The organism is Paenibacillus sp. FSL K6-2862, assembly GCF_038005125.1.
GTDB classification, from domain to species: Bacteria; Bacillota; Bacilli; order Paenibacillales; family Paenibacillaceae; genus Paenibacillus; species Paenibacillus illinoisensis_A.
Window position 1 is genome coordinate 5,673,218 of record NZ_JBBOSN010000001.1, and the last position, 19,063, is coordinate 5,692,280.

The window sequence follows — 19,063 nt, forward strand, 5'->3', positions numbered from 1 at the left end:
ATTGCCGCTGTGTTAATTCCTATAACGAAACGGAGTGAAAACCCGTGACCTACGTGGATACTTCAGATATCTCGGCGCAAATGTTTGTCACCGTACTCCTGTTCTTGATTGTGCTTGCGCCGCTGTTCAGCCTCGGCATACTTCGATTGTTTCAGAGCAAAAAGAAGGCTGGGTTCATGTATATGCTGTCAGGCGTATTGGTGTATGTTGTTTTTCAGACGTTTATGAGCATCTTTTTTTAGATGAAATACCTGGTTTAAATGACGAAATCCCCTTCGCAGTGAATCTTGAGTTCATGTTACCATGTGCTCCTAATCACTGGCGCAAGGGGATTTTTGATTTCAAATAATAACGTAATTCCAACAAAAGAAGCCTTCGTCCAGAACAGGACCAAGGCTTCTTTCTCTATATATTCAAACGGCTCGCGCGAACCGGAATAGCTCAGGTTCAGCTTGTTTTCGTCCCGGGCGGGGGACAATTAAGCGTCCAGTGCTTTTGCGAATTGTGTTTTGTTCATACCCAGGATGCGGTGTTCACCAATAACAGTCAGAGGCACTGCACGAACGCCCATATCCCATACTTGTTGTGCAAACTCGTCACTTGTCTCAATATTACGCTCTTCATAAGAAATTCCTTTTTCAGCCAGGAACGTCTTCACCGATTTGCAGTTCGGGCAGTTGGTCGATGTGTATACAATTACGTTTTCCATTATTCATTCACCTCATATAGTTTATATATAGTTATAACGTTAATTTACCCATTTAAAAGAGATACCTTACAGTGCTACTGCGCTATGCTCCAGGCTTTCGATGAATTTCTCTGCATCCATTGCAGCCATACATCCGCTGCCTGCCGCTGTAATCGCTTGTTTGTAGCGTGTATCTTGAACGTCTCCACAAGCGAATACGCCTGGAATGTTCGTTTCAGAAGTACCTGGTGTGGTCATAATATACCCATGTTCATCTGTTGTAATCTGTCCACCAAGGAAACCAGTGTTTGGTGTGTGACCGATCGCTACAAATACGCCGCTTGCCGGAAGAATTTCTTCTTCGCCCGTTGCGTTGTTCAACACTTTCAGTCCAGTTACCCCATGATCACCAGCAATGACTTCGATCGGTGTACGGTTCAGAGCCATTTCCACTTTTTCGTTGCTGCGTGCACGGTCTTGCATGATTTTGGAACCGCGCAGCTCCTCACGACGGTGTACCAAAGTTACTTTGGAACCGAAACGGGACAGGAAGCTTGCTTCTTCCAATGCAGAGTCGCCTCCGCCGATAACGATGATTTCTTTATTGCGGAAGAAGAATCCGTCACATGTTGCGCAAGTGCTGACACCGCGGCCCACGTTTGTTTCTTCTCCAGGAATACCAAGGTATTTAGCAGATGCACCAGTAGACAGGATTAAGGTTTCCGATACCAGTTCACCCATGCCCTCAACCTGAATTTTGAACGGACGCTCACTCATATCGACGTTGTTTACCCAGCCTGTGCGGAATTCAGCGCCAAAACGTTCTGCTTGTTTACGCATGTTGTCCATCAGTTCAGGACCCATAATGCCATCAGGGAAACCTGGGAAGTTCTCCACTTCCGTCGTTGTTGTCAGTTGGCCACCAGGTTGTGGTCCTTCGATAACCAGTGGGTTAAGGTTGGCACGAGCCAGATAGATTGCTGCTGTCAGCCCTGCTGGGCCTGTTCCGATAATAATGGATTTATACATGTATAGTTCCTCCCCCGAGTTCTGCAAAAAGGTTGGGCTCACTAGCATCAAAAGCAAATGCCCTTGCATACACTAGATCGATATAAGCCTAAATCATGTCCACAAGACCTGCCCAATTTGACAATTGCCCTATGCAGAAATGGAATTCTAATTTATAATCATTCTAATCTGTTGTTCATTATGATCTCTTTTAAGTACGGTGTCAATGCTCGGCAGCGATTATGAAGAAGTCTTCATCAGGAGGGAAAATGGAAGCATGAACGATGCACTCATTGGCAGCTTTATCTCAGCCATGTCTACCGGCCTTGGGGCCGTACCTATTCTATTTATGCGGAAAGTAACACACCGTTTGCGTGATATCTTGCTTGCTTACGCAGCAGGCATCATGACCTCGGCCTCGGTGTACAATCTCATTCCCGAAGCGCTGGGGCAGTCGAACCTGTTCGTGCTTGCTCTTGGGATTATGCTCGGCAGCATGGTTTTGCTGGTACTCGAAATGAAGATCCCCCATGTGGATCTGGAGAATCCAGAGAAGGTGCCATTTAAAATTGAAGCCAAAGCCTTCATGATTATTGCGGCCATCACCATGCATAACCTGCCTGAAGGCTTATCCGTAGGTGTCAGTTACGCCAGTACCGATGCCAGTCTGGGCAACCTCATTGCCTTTTCGATCGGTTTGCAAAATGCTCCCGAAGGATTCCTGGTTGCTCTGTTTCTCGTGAATCAGAACATCGGCCGCTTCAAGGCGCTTGGGATTGCAACCTTGACAGGAGCCGTCGAAATTATTACCGCCATGATCGGCTACACACTTAGCAGTCTCGTCGCAGGACTTGTTCCTTACGGGCTTGCGTTCGCCGCAGGTGCGATGATGTTCATTGTATACAAAGAGCTGATTCCCGAAAGTCACGGAGATGGCAACGCACGTGTAGCTACCGTTTCATTTTTGCTGGGACTCATTACGATGATTGGTTTGACTGAGCTATTCTAAGCAAGACTTTTCCGTAGATAAACGTACATCCCAAAGAACCTGAGGACAGATCATTCTGCCCTGCAGGTTTTTTTTTTGGTCACAAATGAAGATTACATGAAATTGATGGGAAACTTTGTAAGACTGGCTGAATACATCCCATCAGGATGCATAGAACGGTTTCCTACAGGTCAATTTTCGGATATTAACGCAGCAGTCTTAAACCATTGAGTATAACCAGGATCGTGCTGCCTTCATGCCCAACAACCCCCAGTGGCAATGCCACCCCTTGCAGAAAATTCCCCGCAATCAGTGCCAGAATAACCGTAATGGCAAAAAACATATTCTGCTTCACGGTCCGTTGTGCTCTTCGCGCCTGCTCAATCACCCAGGCAATTTCCTCGATATTATCATTCATGAGCACCACATCAGCCACCTCGAGCGCTGTCCCGCTCCCCGACATTCCCATGCCCATACCCACAGTAGCCGCTGCAAGTGCAGGAGCGTCATTCACACCATCACCAACCATGAGCACCTGTCCATACTCTTGACGCAATGCCTGTACCTGTTTCACTTTATCTTCGGGAAGCAAATCGGCATAGACGAGACCTACTCCTGTTTCCCGTGCAATCACAGCTGCAGATTTATCCCGGTCACCTGTCAGCATGGCCACCTTCACGCCCATCTCCTCCAGCTTCTTCACTGCTGCTGCAGCTTGTGGACGAACGGTATCCCGCATGGCGATCAGGCCAGCAAAATGGTTATCCGCCATCACGATGGATACCGTTTTGCCTTCACGCTCAAGTCGGGCACGTTCGTCGTGCCAGTGTGGATGGGTATCCAAGTGCATTTCATTCGTTTTCCCAATCTTCCAAAGAACACCGTGTACGTACCCTTCAATGCCCCAACCTGTCAGTGTTTGTACCCGTTCAGCTTCTTGAGTCAATATACCTTCACGCACTGCCTGATCTACAATGGCACGAGCCAGCGGGTGCATGGACAAGTTCTCAATTGCAGCTACTGCAGACAGCAGTTCGGCGCGACTTATGCCCTCGGTTGTTATTATATCTGTAACTTGGGGAGTACCCATGGTCAATGTTCCTGTTTTATCAAAAGCCACGACCCGGGTCTGAGCCATATTCTCCACATGGGCCCCTCCCTTGAACAGAATACCGCGACGTGCACTGCTGGACATCGCAGACAGCATGACTGGCATGATGGAGGAGACCAGTGCACAAGGTGAAGCTACAACGAGAAAAACCATCGCTTTATAAAACGCCTCATTCCAAGTCCAGCCCAGCAGCAGTGGAGCTCCGGCGATAACCATCAGAGTTGCACCCACAACCACTCGTGCGTAAATGCCTTCGAATCGCTCAATGAAACGCTGTGAATCCGGTACTTCGGCTTGCGCCTCTTCGACCAGCTTAATGATTTTGCCAAACAGCGAACCTGCAGCTGACTTCGTTACCTCTACATACAAAGCACCTTCGCCATTTACCGTTCCTGCATAAACCTCGTCACCCTCAGCTTTATCCACCGGCAGGGATTCACCCGTAATGGAAGCCTGATTAATGAATGAACTCCCGCGATAAACGGTACCGTCTGCCGGGATTAATTCCCCAGGTTTAACCAGCAGCAGGTCACTAGGCTTCAGCTCATCAATGGCGACAAGGTTCATCTGTCCATTCTCGATGCGCAGTGCTGTCTCCGGCTTAAGTGCCATCAGTGATGAAATATCCTTATGACTCCGTTCCGTCGCATAACTTTCCAGCGCACCACTTAACGCAAAAATGAAGATCAGCATCGCGCCTTCATTCCAATATCCAATAGCTGCTGCACCCAATGATGCAGCAATCATGAGCAGATTCACATCCAGATCGCGGTCCTTGACCAGTGTCTCCATGCCCTCCTTGGCCTTGGTCCATCCTCCGATTGCATAAGAGACGATGTACAGCATGATAGATATCGCATTGAAATAGGGTGAAGTTCCCCATGCAACAAGCATTAATAACCCGCTGCCGAGAGCCGCCTGCATCTCCTTATTCCGGAGCATGGTGCGAAAATTAGGTTTACGTCCACGGTTCGGGTTAGGTGACTGGGCGGAGTTCTGTTCTGCTTGTGCCTGGGTGGGTATAGGTTGATGTATCGCTTGCATGTGAATCACGATCCTTTCTTGTTTCGTTGATTTAAGTAGCGTCGTATTGAGAATGAGAGCCATTGTTAATGCCCTAAAAATGACACATGCTGCTGCGGGAATCCCGCAGCAGCATGGTTTTCGAATGAGAATGATAATCATTTTTGTACTTATGCAATTATGTTTACCCAATACAACTTTAAGTATATTATAGGCCTCGATTTGACGTTTGTAAATGGGCAGTTTCCTGATTATAGGCTGCTGAAACGCAAAAAAAGCCGCCCGTCCTAAAGGAAGGCGGCTTTCATATGATCCCTTTGGTTACGCTCCAACACTTGCTCCCTGACTCGCCTTGATGGCCTGTTCCAGGTCATACAGGATATCCTGTATATTCTCCGTACCGATCGACAGACGGATAAGTTCAGGGTTAACGCCTGCTGCGGTCTGCTCATCTTCTGTCAGCTGCTGATGGGTTGTGCTTGCCGGGTGAATGATCAGTGACTTGGAATCACCCACGTTCGCAAGGTGTGAGAACAGCTTCACACTTTCGATCAGCTTGCGCCCTGCATCTACACCGCCTTTAATACCAAATGTCAGGATTGCTCCCTGCCCTCTTGGCAGATATTTTTGTGCGAGTTCATAGGAGGCATGACTTGGCAGACCCGCGTAGCTCACCCACAGCACGTCCTCGTGCTTCTCCAGATATTCTGCAACAGCCAGCGCATTGGTGCTATGGCGCTCCACACGCAGATGCAATGTTTCCAGTCCTTGCAGAAGCAGCCATGAATTAAATGGCGAGATGGTTGCGCCCAGGTCGCGCAGCAGCTGCACCCGTGCTTTGATAATGTAGGCAATCGGTCCAACGGCTTCGGTGTATACCACACCATGGTAACTGGCATCCGGCTCTGTCAGACCCGGGAATTTGCCGCTCGCTTTCCAGTCGAATTTTCCGCTATCGACAATCACGCCACCAATGGATGTACCATGACCGCCAATAAACTTCGTCGCCGAGTGAACCACTATATCCGCTCCATGTTCAATCGGACGAAGCAAATATGGGCTGGGGAACGTGTTATCCACGATCAGAGGAATACCATGCTCATGGGCAATCGCCGCAACAGCTTCAATGTCCAGCACGTTTCCTTGAGGATTACCGATCGTTTCCGCATATAAGGCTTTCGTTTTCTCTGTAATGGCTGCCCTGAAATTCTCGGGATCACTGGAATCAACGAACTTCACATCAATACCCAGCTTCGGCAATGTGGTTGAGAACAAATTATACGTACCACCATACAAGCTCGCCGAGGATACAATTTCATCCCCTGCACCTGCGATATTCAAGAGAGAAAACGTAATGGCTGCCTGCCCGGAAGCTGTAGCCAGCGCCCCGGCTCCTCCCTCCAATGCCGCAATCCGCTGCTCGAACACATCGGTTGTCGGGTTCATTAGACGGGTATAGATGTTGCCAAACTCTTTCAGACCAAACAGATTGGCAGCATGTTCCGTGTCCTTGAAACCATAAGATGTGGTCTGATACAAAGGCACAGCACGTGCATGAGTCGTTGGATCAATCTCCTGACCTGCATGAATTGCCAATGTTTCAAATGAAAGCTCACGTTCGTTTGACATAAATCTGAATCCTCCCTTGGATTATACGTTTCAAGATCCTGGTGTCCTCACATGGTGGCGTATGTTTTCCATATTCTCTCACAAGATGTCGTGTTTGAAAAGAGTTATTTCCGATTTATCCGATAAGAAATATTTTATATGTATTGTTGGCAAGGTTATACCAAAAAACCTTTGCGAGGGCAAAGGTTTCCTGGCTATTTCAATATCGCAGAATGAGCTTATCTTCAGCCCATCTCTACACTCTCACACCATTCCATACTTCACGCAAATGCTTGGCTGCAGGAACCGCCTCTTCTGCAGTTACACCCTCCAGTGAGATATCGATATGTGGCTTATACGTTTTTAACAGTTCGAAAAACAGCGGATAATCCAATATGCCTGCACCGGGTACTGGATTAATCTTCTCGCCCTGTGCATTGAAGGCCACATCCTTCGCATGAATGACAATGATTCGCTGGTATAGCGTCTCCATTACATCACGCAGGAAAGCACCCTGGCCGGCAACATGCGGCTGTTTGATCAGATTGCACGGATCAAACAACATGCCTAGATTGGAGGAAGGGATCTCTTCAAACAAACGAGTCATATGTTCACGTGTATGAAGTGTGTGGGTAGACACAGGCTCAATGGCCGCATGTACGCCCCACTTTTCCGCTTCCTCCGTGATTTCCTCCAGCGTTTCCCGCAGCACGCTCCAGGCTTTTTCTTCATACCCATCTGGATGGGTGGCTTGGTAGGTGTCCAATCCTCCCGTTTCTGTTGCAACCATGCTGCAGCCAAAATCACGGGCATACCGCAGATGTTCCTTGAAACGCTCGATGTCTGCCCTTCTGCGTTCAGCATTCGGATCAATCGGATTAATATAGCAGCCCAGAACAGCGATCTTGACTCCGCGGCTTGCAAACTGGTCCCCAATTTCATTCGCCAGTCCCGGACTGAGTTTGCCGTTAGACGAGTCAACATCCGATAGGGCTTTTGCAAGTGCCAGCTGAACCGAATTGAATCCATGATCTGCGATCGTCTGTGCCAGCTGGGCTGTAGGCTGCTGGCCAAACGTATGTGCCAGAATACCAAGTTTCATGTCACTGCCTCCTTCACCATTGATAGCAGAGCAGATTAACGAGCCATCCAGCCGCCATCTACATTCAGTACATGACCATTCAAATAATCTGAAGCAGACGATGCAAGAAACACGACCGGCCCTTTCAGATCTTCCGGAGTTCCCCATCGTCCTGCCGGAATACGAGCTGTAATATCCCGATACCGGTTTTCATCCGCACGAATCTGCGTGGTATTATCCGTCTCCATGTAACCTGGTGCGATCCCGTTAATTTGTATGCCTTTGCCTGCCCACTCATTGGCAAGCGCTTTGGTCAAGCCCGCAACCCCATGCTTACTGGCTGTATAACCCGGGACGTTAATACCTCCCTGGTAGGACAACATGGAGGCGATATTGATGATTTTGCCGCTACCACGTTCAATCATGTGTCTGCCCGCCAGTTGGCTCAAGAAAAATACCGTGTTCAGGTTAAGCCCGATCACATCGTGCCAGTCCTGCTGTCCGTGGTCAGCCGCAGGTGTACGTCGAATGATCCCCGCATTGTTAACGAGAATATCAATTTTACCCTGGAAAGCTAATGCCTTCTCAAATACTGCCGGCAATTCATCTTCACGACTTAAATCGGCTTCAATGATATATGCTTTGCGCCCGAGCGCTTCAATCGCACCTGCCGTCTCGGATGGTTTTGAATAGGAAACGAGTACCACATCTGCTCCGGCTTCCGCCAGACCAATCGCCATTCCCTGCCCCAAACCACCGGAAGTACCGGTTACAAGCGCAACTTGTCCGCTTAGATCAAATGGATTCATGAATGATTCCTCCGCATGTTATGAGATGCAAACCTATAAGTGATGCCAATCAACTTTTTGGATATGCTTAGCGATTCAGAAATTAAATGCTTCTGTGCGTTTAGCTTTGATAATCGACTTTGACACCGATTTGGTTATACAGTGCAGCAGTCTCTTCACCCAGATGACTGTCACTGATAATACAGTCCAGCTCCGAACAATGTGCGAAGGTCCGCAGCGCAAATTGCCCGAATTTATAGTGGTCCACCACGCCGAAGACCTGCTGAGAGGCAGAGATCATCGCTTTTTTTAGTGGAACCAGATCACCTGTATAGATGGAGAGTCCGAACTCCGGATGTAGTGCAGTGGTAGAGATAAATGCTTTGTGGATATTAAGACTGGAGATGAAAGCCGCCGTGTCGTCTCCCACCAGCATATTACGGACTCTCGCCCCACCAGGCACGACCAGCCGGACCTGCTCCTTCTTGGTCAGCTCGGCAATAATGAAGAGATCATTGGTTACGACAGTGAGCGGCTGATTGTCCATCCGCTTCGCCATCTCAAGTGTGGTGCTCCCTCCGTCCAGCGCAATGATTTCATGGGGACGTATGTAAGCGAGCGCACGCTCGGCGATTTCCGTCTTCTCCGAATGATGCTTCTCAGTGGCTCCTCGGCTCGTGAGGATACCATACTGGTCATTCTGAGCCAGCATGGCTCCTCCGTGGACACGTACAAGCAGTCCCATCGCTTCCAGCTTGTCGAGATCCTCCCGAACCGTCTTGCCTGTCACCTGCAGCAGTTCGCTCAGATCATTAACGGTAACTTCCTGGCGCTCCAGCAGAGCCTCCATAATTTTCTCATGTCTTTTCAATGGATTCATACAATCAACTTCCTGTTTCTTGGAATTTACTCGTTTATTTCAGATCTTTCATTGCCACGCCGTCCATATCCTCAAACGTTTGGTTCTCACCAGCCATGGCCCAACAGAAGGTATAACTGCTTGTGCCAACGCCGCTGTGAATGGACCAGCTTGGAGAGATAATCGCCTGACGGTCACGCACAACCAGATGCCGTGTCTCGTTCGGCTCGCCCATCATGTGAAACACTACTCCGTCTTCGGGCAGATTCCAATACAAATATACTTCGGAGCGGCGGTTATGGGTATGTGCAGGCATCGTGTTCCACATGTTACCCTTGTCAAGCTCCGTAATGCCCATCACCAGCTGACAGCTCTGAATGCCGCCCTCTCCCTGATGGATGTAGCGATAGATGGTCCGTTCATTCGAACTTTCAATGCTGCCCAGATGATTCGGCTGAGCTTGTTCCTGGGTAGCCTTTTGCGTAGGATAAGCGTGATGTGCCGGTGTGGATACAAAGTAGAACTGAGCCGGCTGCTCATTGCCATTACTTTTAAATACGACTTCTTTTACACCTTTTCCGATATAAAGGCATTCTTTGGCACCAATCTCGTAACCCTGTCCATCTGCAGTGACCGTTCCATGTCCTCCGACATTGATGATACCGATTTCACGACGCTCCAGAAAAAAGTCCGTTCCAATGTCCTTCAGGTTCACTTCAAGCGCAATGTCCTTGCTCTGAGGTACCGCAGTTCCTACAATATAACGGTCCACATGAGAATATACAGTAACCAGCTCGTCTGTTGCGAACAATTGCTCCATTAGAAATTCTTCACGCAGGCGAGACGTATCATAATTTTTCACTTCATTGGGGTGTGCAGCATAACGATTTTCCATCATTAATCCATTCCCTTCGTCAATTGAGTGATGTTTGAGATGATTTGATTATAAAGTTCATATAAGTTCATTTTAGTTCATTATGTACCATTTGTGTACCTTTTTTTGAAAATAAACTGATTTTAATTAAGCTATACTTTGGCTTTCCACTTAAGTGAAAACAAAAAAAAGGATCTCCACCGTCTGCAGTGCAGACCGGGAGATCCTCTTTATTCAAAACTTAATGTGCAACGGCATTGTTCAGCATGATCCAGATTGAACCAAGAACGATGGTCAACATGATCAGCAGGCCGAAAATCAAAGCCATGACATTCCAGCGTGGTTTTCCTGTTTCACGAATATGCATGAAGAAGAAGAGTTGAACCACAAACTGTAGTGCGGCCGTTACGAGAATAACAACCATTGTTCCTGTTCTGCCCATCATATCATTCAGTACAACCACCAATGGGATGATTGTGAGGACGATGGACAGAATGAAGCCGATGACATAGGACTTCATGGAGCCATGCTGTTCGTGAGCATGGGAATCATGTGAGTTATGCTCTGCCATCTACATCACCCCCATCAGATAAACGATCGACAGGAGGAAGATCCAGACGACGTCCAAGAAGTGCCAGTACAAGCTGATTACGTTGATTTTACCGCGAGTCACATCGGTAATACCACGTTTTTTCAATTGGAACATCAATCCGATCATCCAGATCAAACCTAACGATACGTGAAGTCCGTGAGTTCCCACGAGGGTGAAGAATGCGCCGGAAGCAGCACTCGTCGTGTAGCTGAATCCTTCGTGAATCATCTCAACAAACTCGGTTACTTCAAGTGCGATAAAGGCTGCACCGAGAACAGCTGTAACTGCCAGCCAGCTAATCAGTTGCTTCACTTTACCTTGGTTCATCGCAAGAACGGCAAGTCCGCTCGTAAATGAACTTGTGAGCAAGATAAATGTCTCGGCGATAACGCCAGGCATTTTGATCAGCTCAGACAATATTGGTCCGCCCGCCGTATTGTCACGCAACACAATAAAGGTTGCGAACAATACGGAGAACAGGATAACGTCGGATATCAGGAAGAACCAGAAACCGAGCAATTTCAATTCTTGTGGATCATGGTGACCATGGTCGTGACCGTGATCGTGACCATGCTTAGCGGCTGCTTGAGCCATTATACCGACCCCCTTAACGACGCTTCGGTACGCTTAATTTCGTCGACCGGAATGTAATAATCCGTATCGTATGAGAATGAACGAGCGATCATACAGATCCCTACGCCAGCGAGTCCGAGAATCGCCATCCACAGCCATCCGAATACAAAGCCGAAGCCGGCGATGAACCAGAAGACAGACATGATAAACGGAATTGCGGAGTTCTTAGGCATATGAATCGGTTCGAGCGGCTGCTCTGGTGGGTAGATGCCTTTGGCACGACGTTCTTTCTCTTCCCACCACTCATCAATATCATCACCGCGCGGTGTAATGGCAAAGTTGTACTCAGGAGCTGGTGAAGGAATCGACCACTCGAGTGTACGACCATCCCATGGATCGCCGGATGCTTTGAGTGTTTTGTATTTGCGAATACCGTCTGCAATTTGTGCAACCTGGAACAAGAAACCTACACCCATCAGGAATGCCCCGATTGTGGATACGAAGTTCAGTTCCCACCAGCCGGTATCCCAGCCGTAGGTGCTCAGACGACGTGTCATACCCATCAAACCTACAGCGTACTGCGGCATGAAGCAGACATAGAAACCAATATTCCAAGTCCAGAACGCCCATTTGCCCAGTTTCTCTTCAAGTTGGAAACCGAACATTTTTGGCCACCAGTAGTACAGACCTGCGAAGTATCCGAATACTACACCACCGATCAATACTTGGTGGAAGTGGGCAATCAGGAAGTAACTGTTGTGGAACTGGAAGTCAGCTGGTGCTACGGAAAGCAGAACCCCCGTCATACCACCGACGATAAAGCATGGAATAAATGCGATTGTCCATAACATCGGGGTGGCCATGCGGATCCGTCCGCGATACATCGTGAACAGCCAGTTGAAGATTTTAACCCCTGTCGGAATCGCAATCAACATCGTTGTAACAGCGAAGAATGCATTAACGTCAGCTCCCGAACCCATCGTGAAGAAGTGATGCGCCCATGTGAAGAAGGACAGGAAGCTAATGATCAACATCGCAAATACCATTGATTTGTAACCAAACAGTTTTTTCTTCGAGAACGTACTTACAATCTCGGAGAATACACCGAATGCCGGCAAGACGACAATGTATACCTCAGGGTGGCCCCACATCCAGATCAAGTTGATATACATCATTGGGTTACCGCCCATATCAAGCGTGAAGAAATGCGCCCCGCCGAACCGATCCAGGAAGAGCAATGCAAGTGTCACAGTCAGGATTGGGAATGCAAACAAGATGATGATACAAGTGGAGAATACCGACCATGTAAACATCGGCATTTTCATCCATTTCATGCCTGGCGCACGCATTTTAATGATGGTAACCAGGAAGTTGATACCGGTAGCCAGGGAACCGATACCCGAGATCTGTATACCCCATATATAGAAGTTCTGTCCTACCCCCGGACTGTGTGACAGCTCCGATAGAGGCGGATAACTCAGCCATCCTGCATCAGGTGATCCACCGATAACGAAGGATAGGTTGAACAGCATTGCTCCCAGGAAGAATAACCAGAAGCTTAAAGCATTCAGGAACGGAAATGCGACGTCCCTTGCCCCTATTTGTAGAGGCACAATTACGTTAAACAAACCGAACATAAATGGCATCGCCATGAACAAGATCATGATGGTACCATGAGTCGTAAAGACTTGGTTATAATGTTCTGGATGCAAGAAATCCATGTTAGGCATAGCTAGCTGAAGACGCATCATCAGCGCATCGACACCACCACGGAACAACATGATGATGGAAGCAATGATATACATAATACCGATCTTTTTATGATCGACGGTTGTTAACCAGTTACGCCAGAGCCAGCCCCATTTTTTGAAATAAGTCAGCACCGCTACGATGGTAATCATCGTAATACCGATGGCCACGTCCGCACCATAAATCAGCGGGTCACCGGTAACGAAAAACTCCGATGCAAACTCCTTAAGTCTCTCTAACATTGGGGGCCTCCTTTCGAATCTTTAGTTAGCACTCTTGTCCACTTTCGTGGACGTATTTTCTTGGGCGCCTGAAGCTTCTTCCGAAGTTCCATGGTTATGAGCGCCTGAACCTTCAATGACATACTTGGTCACGATGTCTTGGAACAATCCTTCAGGGAAGGAAGAATAATAAGCAACATTGCTAGTTCCCGGTTCCGCCAGTGTGTTATACGTCTCTTGCGTCAGCGGTTGGGATTGTTGTTTTACTTCAGCCACCCATTGATCGAATTCTTCATCCGATGTTGCGTTGACGTCGAATCGCATTTGGGCGAAATGTTCGCCAGTAAAGTTGGCGCCAGAACCGAAGTAAGTTCCTTCGTGATCTGCTTGCAAATACAAGGTCATCGCCATACCCGACATCGTATAAATTTGTCCACCAAGCTGCGGAATCCAGAACGAGTTCATCGGTGAATCCGCGGTGAGCTCAAATTTCACGGGCCGGTCTGCCGGAATATTCAACGTATTGACCGTTGCAATGCCTTGCTCAGGATACATAAACAACCATTTCCAGTCCAGTGAAGATACTTGAATGGTAATGGGTTCTTTCTCAGAAGCCAGTGGCTTCGAAGGCTCCAAATCATAGGTGTAGCGAACAGTTACGATCGCAAGCAATCCAATGATAACAATTGGAACCGTCCACCAGATAGCCTCAGCTTTGGTACTATGCGCCCAGTTAGGCTCATAAGCAGCTTTATTGTCCGGCTTGTCGCGGTAACGCCAAACGATTACAGCAGACAAAATCAACACAGGTACGATAACGATCGCACAAAGAATTGTCGAAATGACAATCAAATCTCTCTGCGAAGCGCCAATAGGTCCCTTCGGATCCAGAACAACGTACTGCCCGCCTGCCAGCATTGGCCAGACAATCAATGCAATTGTAACCAACGTCAGGACAACCGGAATGATAATCCGGGTAAGCGACCTAGGTTTCTTGTTCATCTTGATCCCCTCTCCTTAAATTCGCTCATACTGAAAAATCAGTATACTACTCTCTTCCTTCTAAAGATATCAGAAATGAGCAACTTTTTTGGTCTTGTTAACAAATTTGTCGATTTTACACCTTAAATGTGTGAATTTTTTCTCACAAATCACTTGCACACTTGATATTTTTCCATTGTAATCATTACACTTCGAGTCACAAAATAAAACCCTTTGCAGTCCCGTTGAACAGTCTCAACGAATCCGCAAAGGGCTTTATTGACTGGATTCCGGGTACTTATCCAGTCTTATTATGAACGAAAGATCGCCAGATTATAATTAATCCGCTCCTTCATCTTCCCGGCGTGTATGAACAAGACCAATTGATTTGGCGATTACATAAATAAACACACTACCTACCAGAAAACCGATGCCGACCATCAAGCCAAGATTACGGTCATTAAAATCATTCAGGTTAATCAAACACATGACCACCCCAGTAATGAGGGCGATCCAGGCCAGAACTGTCATCGTCAACACTGCGCGCCGCATATTCTTATCTTTACGCTCCAATTGGCTTACCATTGCTGTCTTCGATGCCATAGTAAACACTTCCTTTTCCCTTTTTGTAAGTGCTTTCCTTTTACCAATATACCACATCAGTATGATTTTTAGTCAACAAATGTTCAAATTTATTTCGAAATTTGGACACTTTATTTTGATTTGGACTGTTGACAAACACTTGATTTATCCTCTTGTTATGTATAACCCAAAAACGCCCTCTTCATAACAGCAATAGGATTTAACCTTTTGAACGCTTTATGAACATGTCTCCTTTCCCTGAAAATCGTCACAAAAAAAACGGCGGTTCGGATAAACCGAACCCACCGTCTTGTTTCGAATCTATATTATGCATGGATAGCTCCAACTAATTACGCGTCTCCAGCCAGTTGTTTTTAATGACATTCTGGTACCAGTAAAAGCTTTCCTTCGGCGTTCTTACCAGTGAACGATAGTCCACATGAACAAGACCGAAACGCATCCGGTACCCTTCCGCCCATTCAAAGTTATCCATCAGAGACCAAGCCATGTATCCCTTCAGGTTAATGCCATCGTTAATGATACGGTGAATTTGGGCTAGATGCTGTTCGTAATAGGAAATCCGGCGATCATCATTAATTTTCCCATTCTCCAGATCATCATTGATACAAGCACCATTCTCGGTGATGTAGACATCGACGTTGCCATACTTTTGCAAATAATGCATGAACTCATACAGCCCACGGGATTCAATCGGCCAGCCAATGTCGGTCTTCGTCAGGCCCATATCCACTTCTTCAGACTGCAGTACCCCTGCCTCCGGATTGAAACGATTAATGCCCATCGTATAATAGTTGATCCCCAGCAAATCAATCGGTTGCGAGATAATCTCCATATCACCTTCCTGGATTGGCACTGTGGCACCCGCTTGGGCAAACCAATCCACCATGAATTGCGGGTAGGAACCTTTATAGATCGGGTCCAGGAACCAGTCTGTGTTGAGTGCGATAGAGCGGGTTCATGCCGCCTGATCTTCCGGTGACTTGCTGTATGGCTCAGCCCAGCACACGTTAGGTGCAATACCAATTTGTCCCGTTGTGCCAAGGCGCCGGAAGGACTGTACCGCTTTACCATGAGCGACAAGCAGTCCATGAGCCACATTAAGGGAGGTCTGAAGGTCTCTGTTACCCGGTGCATGGATTCCCAGCAGGTTGGACAGGAACGCAATACACCATGGTTCGTTAAACGTCAGCCAGAACTTGATTTTACCCGTGAATTCCTTGAAGATAACCTCTGCATATTTAACAAAGGCATCGACGGTTCTCCGATTTCCCCAACCTCCGTCATCCTCCAACACTTGAGGCAAATCCCAGTGATAGAGCGTGCAAAAAGGTTCAATACCTGCCTCAAGCAGCTTGTCCACGAATCGGTGGTAAAAGTCCAGGCCTTCACGATTGATCTCGCCATCCCCGTCCGGGATAATGCGTGGCCAGGCAATGGAGAATCGGTAGGTGTTGATACCCAGCTTCTTCATCAGCTCAATATCTTCCTCATAACGGTGGTAGCTATCACAAGCTACATCCCCATTATCCCCGTTAAAAACTTTGCCTGGTGTCCGTGCAAACGTGTCCCAAATGGATACACCGCGTCCACCTTCCTGTGCTGCTCCTTCTATTTGATAGGAAGCTGTTGCTGTACCCCAGCGAAAATCCTGCGGAAATTGAAAAATTGTCATTGCTTTCTCCCCCGTCTCCTTATGATACGCGGACTGTCTGTCCTGCGGTCATGGATAAAGTAATTACATAATCCCCTTGTGGTGTCAGTTCAGCCTGATGCTGCTCCCCACTTTCACCTCGCAGCGCGTGTGCACTTCGAATGGTCACCGAACCATCCCGCTCAGCCTTGATTACGGCAGATACCAATTGGCTGTCCTTCCACTCCATGGATAGGGTATAGCCTCCCCGTGCACGTAAACCAGTTACGCTGCCTTGTGTCCATTCATCTGGCAGAGCCGGCAGTAAATGCAGTTCATTCAGATGGCTCTGCAGCAGCATCTCTGCAATGCCGGCCGTGCCCCCGAAGTTGCCATCAATCTGGAACGGAGGATGATCATCGAATAGATTAGGGTGGGTGGACCGGGCAAGCAGTGTACGTACAAACTGATGCGCCTGGCCACCGTCAAGCAGACGCGCATACAGATTGATTAACCATGCACAGCTCCAACCGGTATGCCCGCCCCCTTGCGATATGCGCCGTTCAAGCGATACACGTGAAGCTTCTACAAGCTCCGGAGTATCCATTCGATTGATCTGTTCCCCCGGATACAGGCCATACAGATGGGAAACATGGCGATGTCCTGGCTCCGATTCGGCGAAATCCTTGAACCATTCCTGCAATTGACCTTCACTGCCAATCCGGAACGGATATAATCTGCTCAGGCTGTCTTCCCATTCCGCAACCAGTGCCTGATCGACCTCAAGAGTCCCCGCTGCCTCAATACATCTGGTGAACAATTCACGAATCAGTGTCATATCCATTGTCGACGCCATCGAAATGCTGCGTGCTTCTCCTTCACCTGTCAGGAACTTGTTCTCCGGTGAGGTTGAAGGAGCAGTAACCAAATATCCATCCGGTCCTTCAATCAGCCAATCCAGACAGAAAAGTGCTGCCTCCTTCATGACCGGATATGCACGCTCCTCGAGAAAACGCTGATCTCCGGTAAAGAGGTAATGTTCCCACAGATGCGAAGTCAGCCAGACACCACCCATCGGCCAAAATGCCCAACTGGCATCACCGCCCGTAGGTGTAGTCGTTCTCCAAATATCCACGTTGTGATGGGTTGTCCATCCACGAGCACCGTACAATATGCGAGCGGTTCTACGCCCAGTCTGACTGAGGTCCTCCAACAGATCGAATAGTGGTTCATGGCATTCGCTCAGATTACACACCTCAGCTGGCCAATAATTCATTTCCGTATTGATATTGATCGTATAATCACTGTGCCACGGCGGCTCAACCTGATGATTCCATATGCCCTGCAGATTGGCTGGTTGTGTGCCTGGGCGCGAGCTGGCCATTAATAGATATCTGCCATATTGAAAATAAAGAGCTTCGAGCCCGGGATCTTGAACCCCACTCTGGTAGGATTGCAGCCGCTCATCGGTAGGCAGCTCTGCGTTAGAAGTAGATCCGAGATCAAGACGGACCCGAGAGAATAAAGACTGGTGATCAGCCTCATGCCGAATACGCAAACTTTCATGCCCTAATGTCATGGCTTTGGTGATGACATCTCTGCACTCTTGCTCAAGCAATGGTCCATCCTTTACGGGAACAATCTCATAGCTCTCAAAAGCAGTAGCTACAGCCAAGTAAAATACAACCTGTTTGGCTCCCTGAACATGAAGCTTGCCATCCTCTGTCGATATCTTCGCCTCATTTCCGGTCACCGTCACGGCAAAACGAACAGCATATGGGGTCCCCCGGTCTTCTTCATAGATGACCGATTCGGGATGGTCTCGGAAGTAGTTCGACTCCACATGGCTCGGACAACGGCTGAACATAGTCACGCCATCTTCGGAAAGTTGGGTTGTATACGGATGCGGGCTATCCAAATGAGCAGTGATGTTAACTGCCCCGTCCCTGTCAGCCGTTAGCGTACATATCATCAGATCATCCGGTGTGCTGGTGTAGACTTCGCGAATATAACGAACGCCTTCATAGACATAGCTTGTCTTCGCTATACCGGATTCCAGATCAAGTTCACGTTCAAACTCTTCATAATTCAGTGCAAGAAGTCCTTCCTGCTGCAGGATGAAGTGTCCCATCGGCTGGTAAGCTTCCACATCACGGCCCAACATTTCACGGTTGAGCAGCTCTTCAGCTTCACTATATTGTCCCGCCATGATTAGTTCACGGGTGCGCTTCAAGTACCTCTGGCTGCTGTACTGAATGGTATCGCGTGGGAAACCTGACCACAGGGTGTCTTCGTTAAGCTGAATACGCTCTTCTGCTGCACCACCGTACACCATACCGCCGAGACGACCGTTCCCAATAGGCAGCGCCTCTTCCCATCGAGTAGCGGGCTGGCGGTACCATAGACGATTGATCTTTGCTTCCTCATTAAATGGGGACATAAAATAACTCCTCTTCATTGATCATCTATTATTTTACTGGAATAACTAAAACGTTTTCGAATACATCAAAAACAGATGCAATTGTCATGTATTCATTGGATCTTCTTGCACCTTAATATAGTTCTCTAATAACACTAAGGTGAAAGTGCTTTCAGTAAGAAAAGTATATTGGATTTAACATTCTTCGTCAACGTAAAACATCACAAGACAAACAAGAAGAGACCCTTGTTCAGGGCCTCTTCTATA

At 47.9% G+C, this 19,063-nt stretch carries 16 protein-coding genes and 1 pseudogene; 2 read left to right on the forward strand and 15 right to left on the reverse strand.

Translation table 11 applies throughout. The annotated features are described in order from the left end of the window. Positions 1-44 precede the first annotated feature (44 nt). Positions 45-242 carry a hypothetical protein gene (locus MHB82_RS25700; protein WP_053779005.1) on the forward strand — a complete coding sequence of 66 codons (198 nt, stop codon included), beginning with the start codon at positions 45-47 and terminating at the stop codon, positions 240-242. Positions 243-478: 236 nt separating this feature from the next. Here MHB82_RS25700 and MHB82_RS25705 read toward each other — a convergent pair whose 3' ends face one another. After that, positions 479-709: a glutaredoxin family protein gene (locus MHB82_RS25705; RefSeq protein ID WP_095361761.1), complete on the reverse strand. Its 231-nt coding sequence runs from the start codon at positions 707-709 to the stop codon at positions 479-481. 66 nt (positions 710-775) lie between these two features. After that, entirely contained in the window at positions 776-1,717 is a 942-nt protein-coding gene (trxB, locus tag MHB82_RS25710; protein ID WP_095361760.1) for a thioredoxin-disulfide reductase, read from the reverse strand. A gap of 256 nt (positions 1,718-1,973) precedes the next feature. Here trxB and MHB82_RS25715 point away from each other — a divergent pair, with 256 nt between their 5' ends. Then, positions 1,974-2,705, forward strand: a complete 732-nt coding sequence (locus tag MHB82_RS25715) for a ZIP family metal transporter (RefSeq protein WP_095292393.1) — start codon at positions 1,974-1,976, stop codon at positions 2,703-2,705. 184 nt (positions 2,706-2,889) lie between these two features. Here MHB82_RS25715 and MHB82_RS25720 read toward each other — a convergent pair whose 3' ends face one another. The 13 genes and pseudogenes from MHB82_RS25720 to MHB82_RS25780 form a co-directional block, all read right to left on the reverse strand. Continuing rightward, a complete protein-coding gene (locus MHB82_RS25720; protein WP_341176169.1) occupies positions 2,890-4,839 on the reverse strand; it encodes a heavy metal translocating P-type ATPase in 1,950 nt (649 codons plus the stop codon). A 300-nt stretch (positions 4,840-5,139) separates the two neighbouring features. After that, complete coding sequence (locus tag MHB82_RS25725) at positions 5,140-6,447, reverse strand: homocysteine synthase (protein ID WP_110821709.1); 1,308 nt, start codon at positions 6,445-6,447, stop codon at positions 5,140-5,142. Between the two features lie 235 nt (positions 6,448-6,682). Beyond that, the gene (locus tag MHB82_RS25730; RefSeq protein ID WP_341176170.1) at positions 6,683-7,528 is read right to left on the reverse strand and encodes a sugar phosphate isomerase/epimerase family protein; all 846 of its coding nucleotides are present in this window, start codon (positions 7,526-7,528) and stop codon (positions 6,683-6,685) included. Between the two features lie 35 nt (positions 7,529-7,563). Further along, complete coding sequence (gene kduD, locus MHB82_RS25735; RefSeq protein WP_095361756.1) at positions 7,564-8,316, reverse strand: 2-dehydro-3-deoxy-D-gluconate 5-dehydrogenase KduD; 753 nt, start codon at positions 8,314-8,316, stop codon at positions 7,564-7,566. 100 nt (positions 8,317-8,416) lie between these two features. Beyond that, positions 8,417-9,175, reverse strand: coding sequence for a DeoR/GlpR family DNA-binding transcription regulator (locus tag MHB82_RS25740; RefSeq protein WP_095361755.1), 759 nt, complete (start codon positions 9,173-9,175; stop codon positions 8,417-8,419). Between the two features lie 34 nt (positions 9,176-9,209). Next, positions 9,210-10,049 carry a 5-dehydro-4-deoxy-D-glucuronate isomerase gene (kduI, locus tag MHB82_RS25745; RefSeq protein ID WP_095361811.1) on the reverse strand — a complete coding sequence of 280 codons (840 nt, stop codon included), beginning with the start codon at positions 10,047-10,049 and terminating at the stop codon, positions 9,210-9,212. Between the two features lie 220 nt (positions 10,050-10,269). After that, positions 10,270-10,599: a cytochrome o ubiquinol oxidase subunit IV gene (cyoD, locus tag MHB82_RS25750; RefSeq protein WP_095292387.1), complete on the reverse strand. Its 330-nt coding sequence runs from the start codon at positions 10,597-10,599 to the stop codon at positions 10,270-10,272. Beyond that, entirely contained in the window at positions 10,600-11,214 is a 615-nt protein-coding gene (gene cyoC / locus MHB82_RS25755; protein WP_095292385.1) for a cytochrome o ubiquinol oxidase subunit III, read from the reverse strand. It abuts the gene before it with no gap. After that, positions 11,214-13,184 carry a cbb3-type cytochrome c oxidase subunit I gene (locus MHB82_RS25760; RefSeq protein ID WP_095361754.1) on the reverse strand — a complete coding sequence of 657 codons (1,971 nt, stop codon included), beginning with the start codon at positions 13,182-13,184 and terminating at the stop codon, positions 11,214-11,216. Before MHB82_RS25760 ends, cyoC begins: the two co-directional genes overlap by 1 nt. Positions 13,185-13,205: 21 nt before the next feature. Next, a complete protein-coding gene (cyoA, locus tag MHB82_RS25765) occupies positions 13,206-14,165 on the reverse strand; it encodes a ubiquinol oxidase subunit II (RefSeq protein WP_110821706.1) in 960 nt (319 codons plus the stop codon). Between the two features lie 318 nt (positions 14,166-14,483). Beyond that, on the reverse strand, positions 14,484-14,747 hold the full coding sequence (locus MHB82_RS25770) for a hypothetical protein (protein ID WP_024631414.1): 264 nt from the start codon (positions 14,745-14,747) through the stop codon (positions 14,484-14,486). Between the two features lie 325 nt (positions 14,748-15,072). Next, positions 15,073-16,419: pseudogene (locus MHB82_RS25775) on the reverse strand (GH1 family beta-glucosidase). A gap of 19 nt (positions 16,420-16,438) precedes the next feature. Next, complete coding sequence (locus MHB82_RS25780; RefSeq protein WP_341176171.1) at positions 16,439-18,817, reverse strand: glycoside hydrolase family 95 protein; 2,379 nt, start codon at positions 18,815-18,817, stop codon at positions 16,439-16,441. Positions 18,818-19,063: the final 246 nt, after the last annotated feature.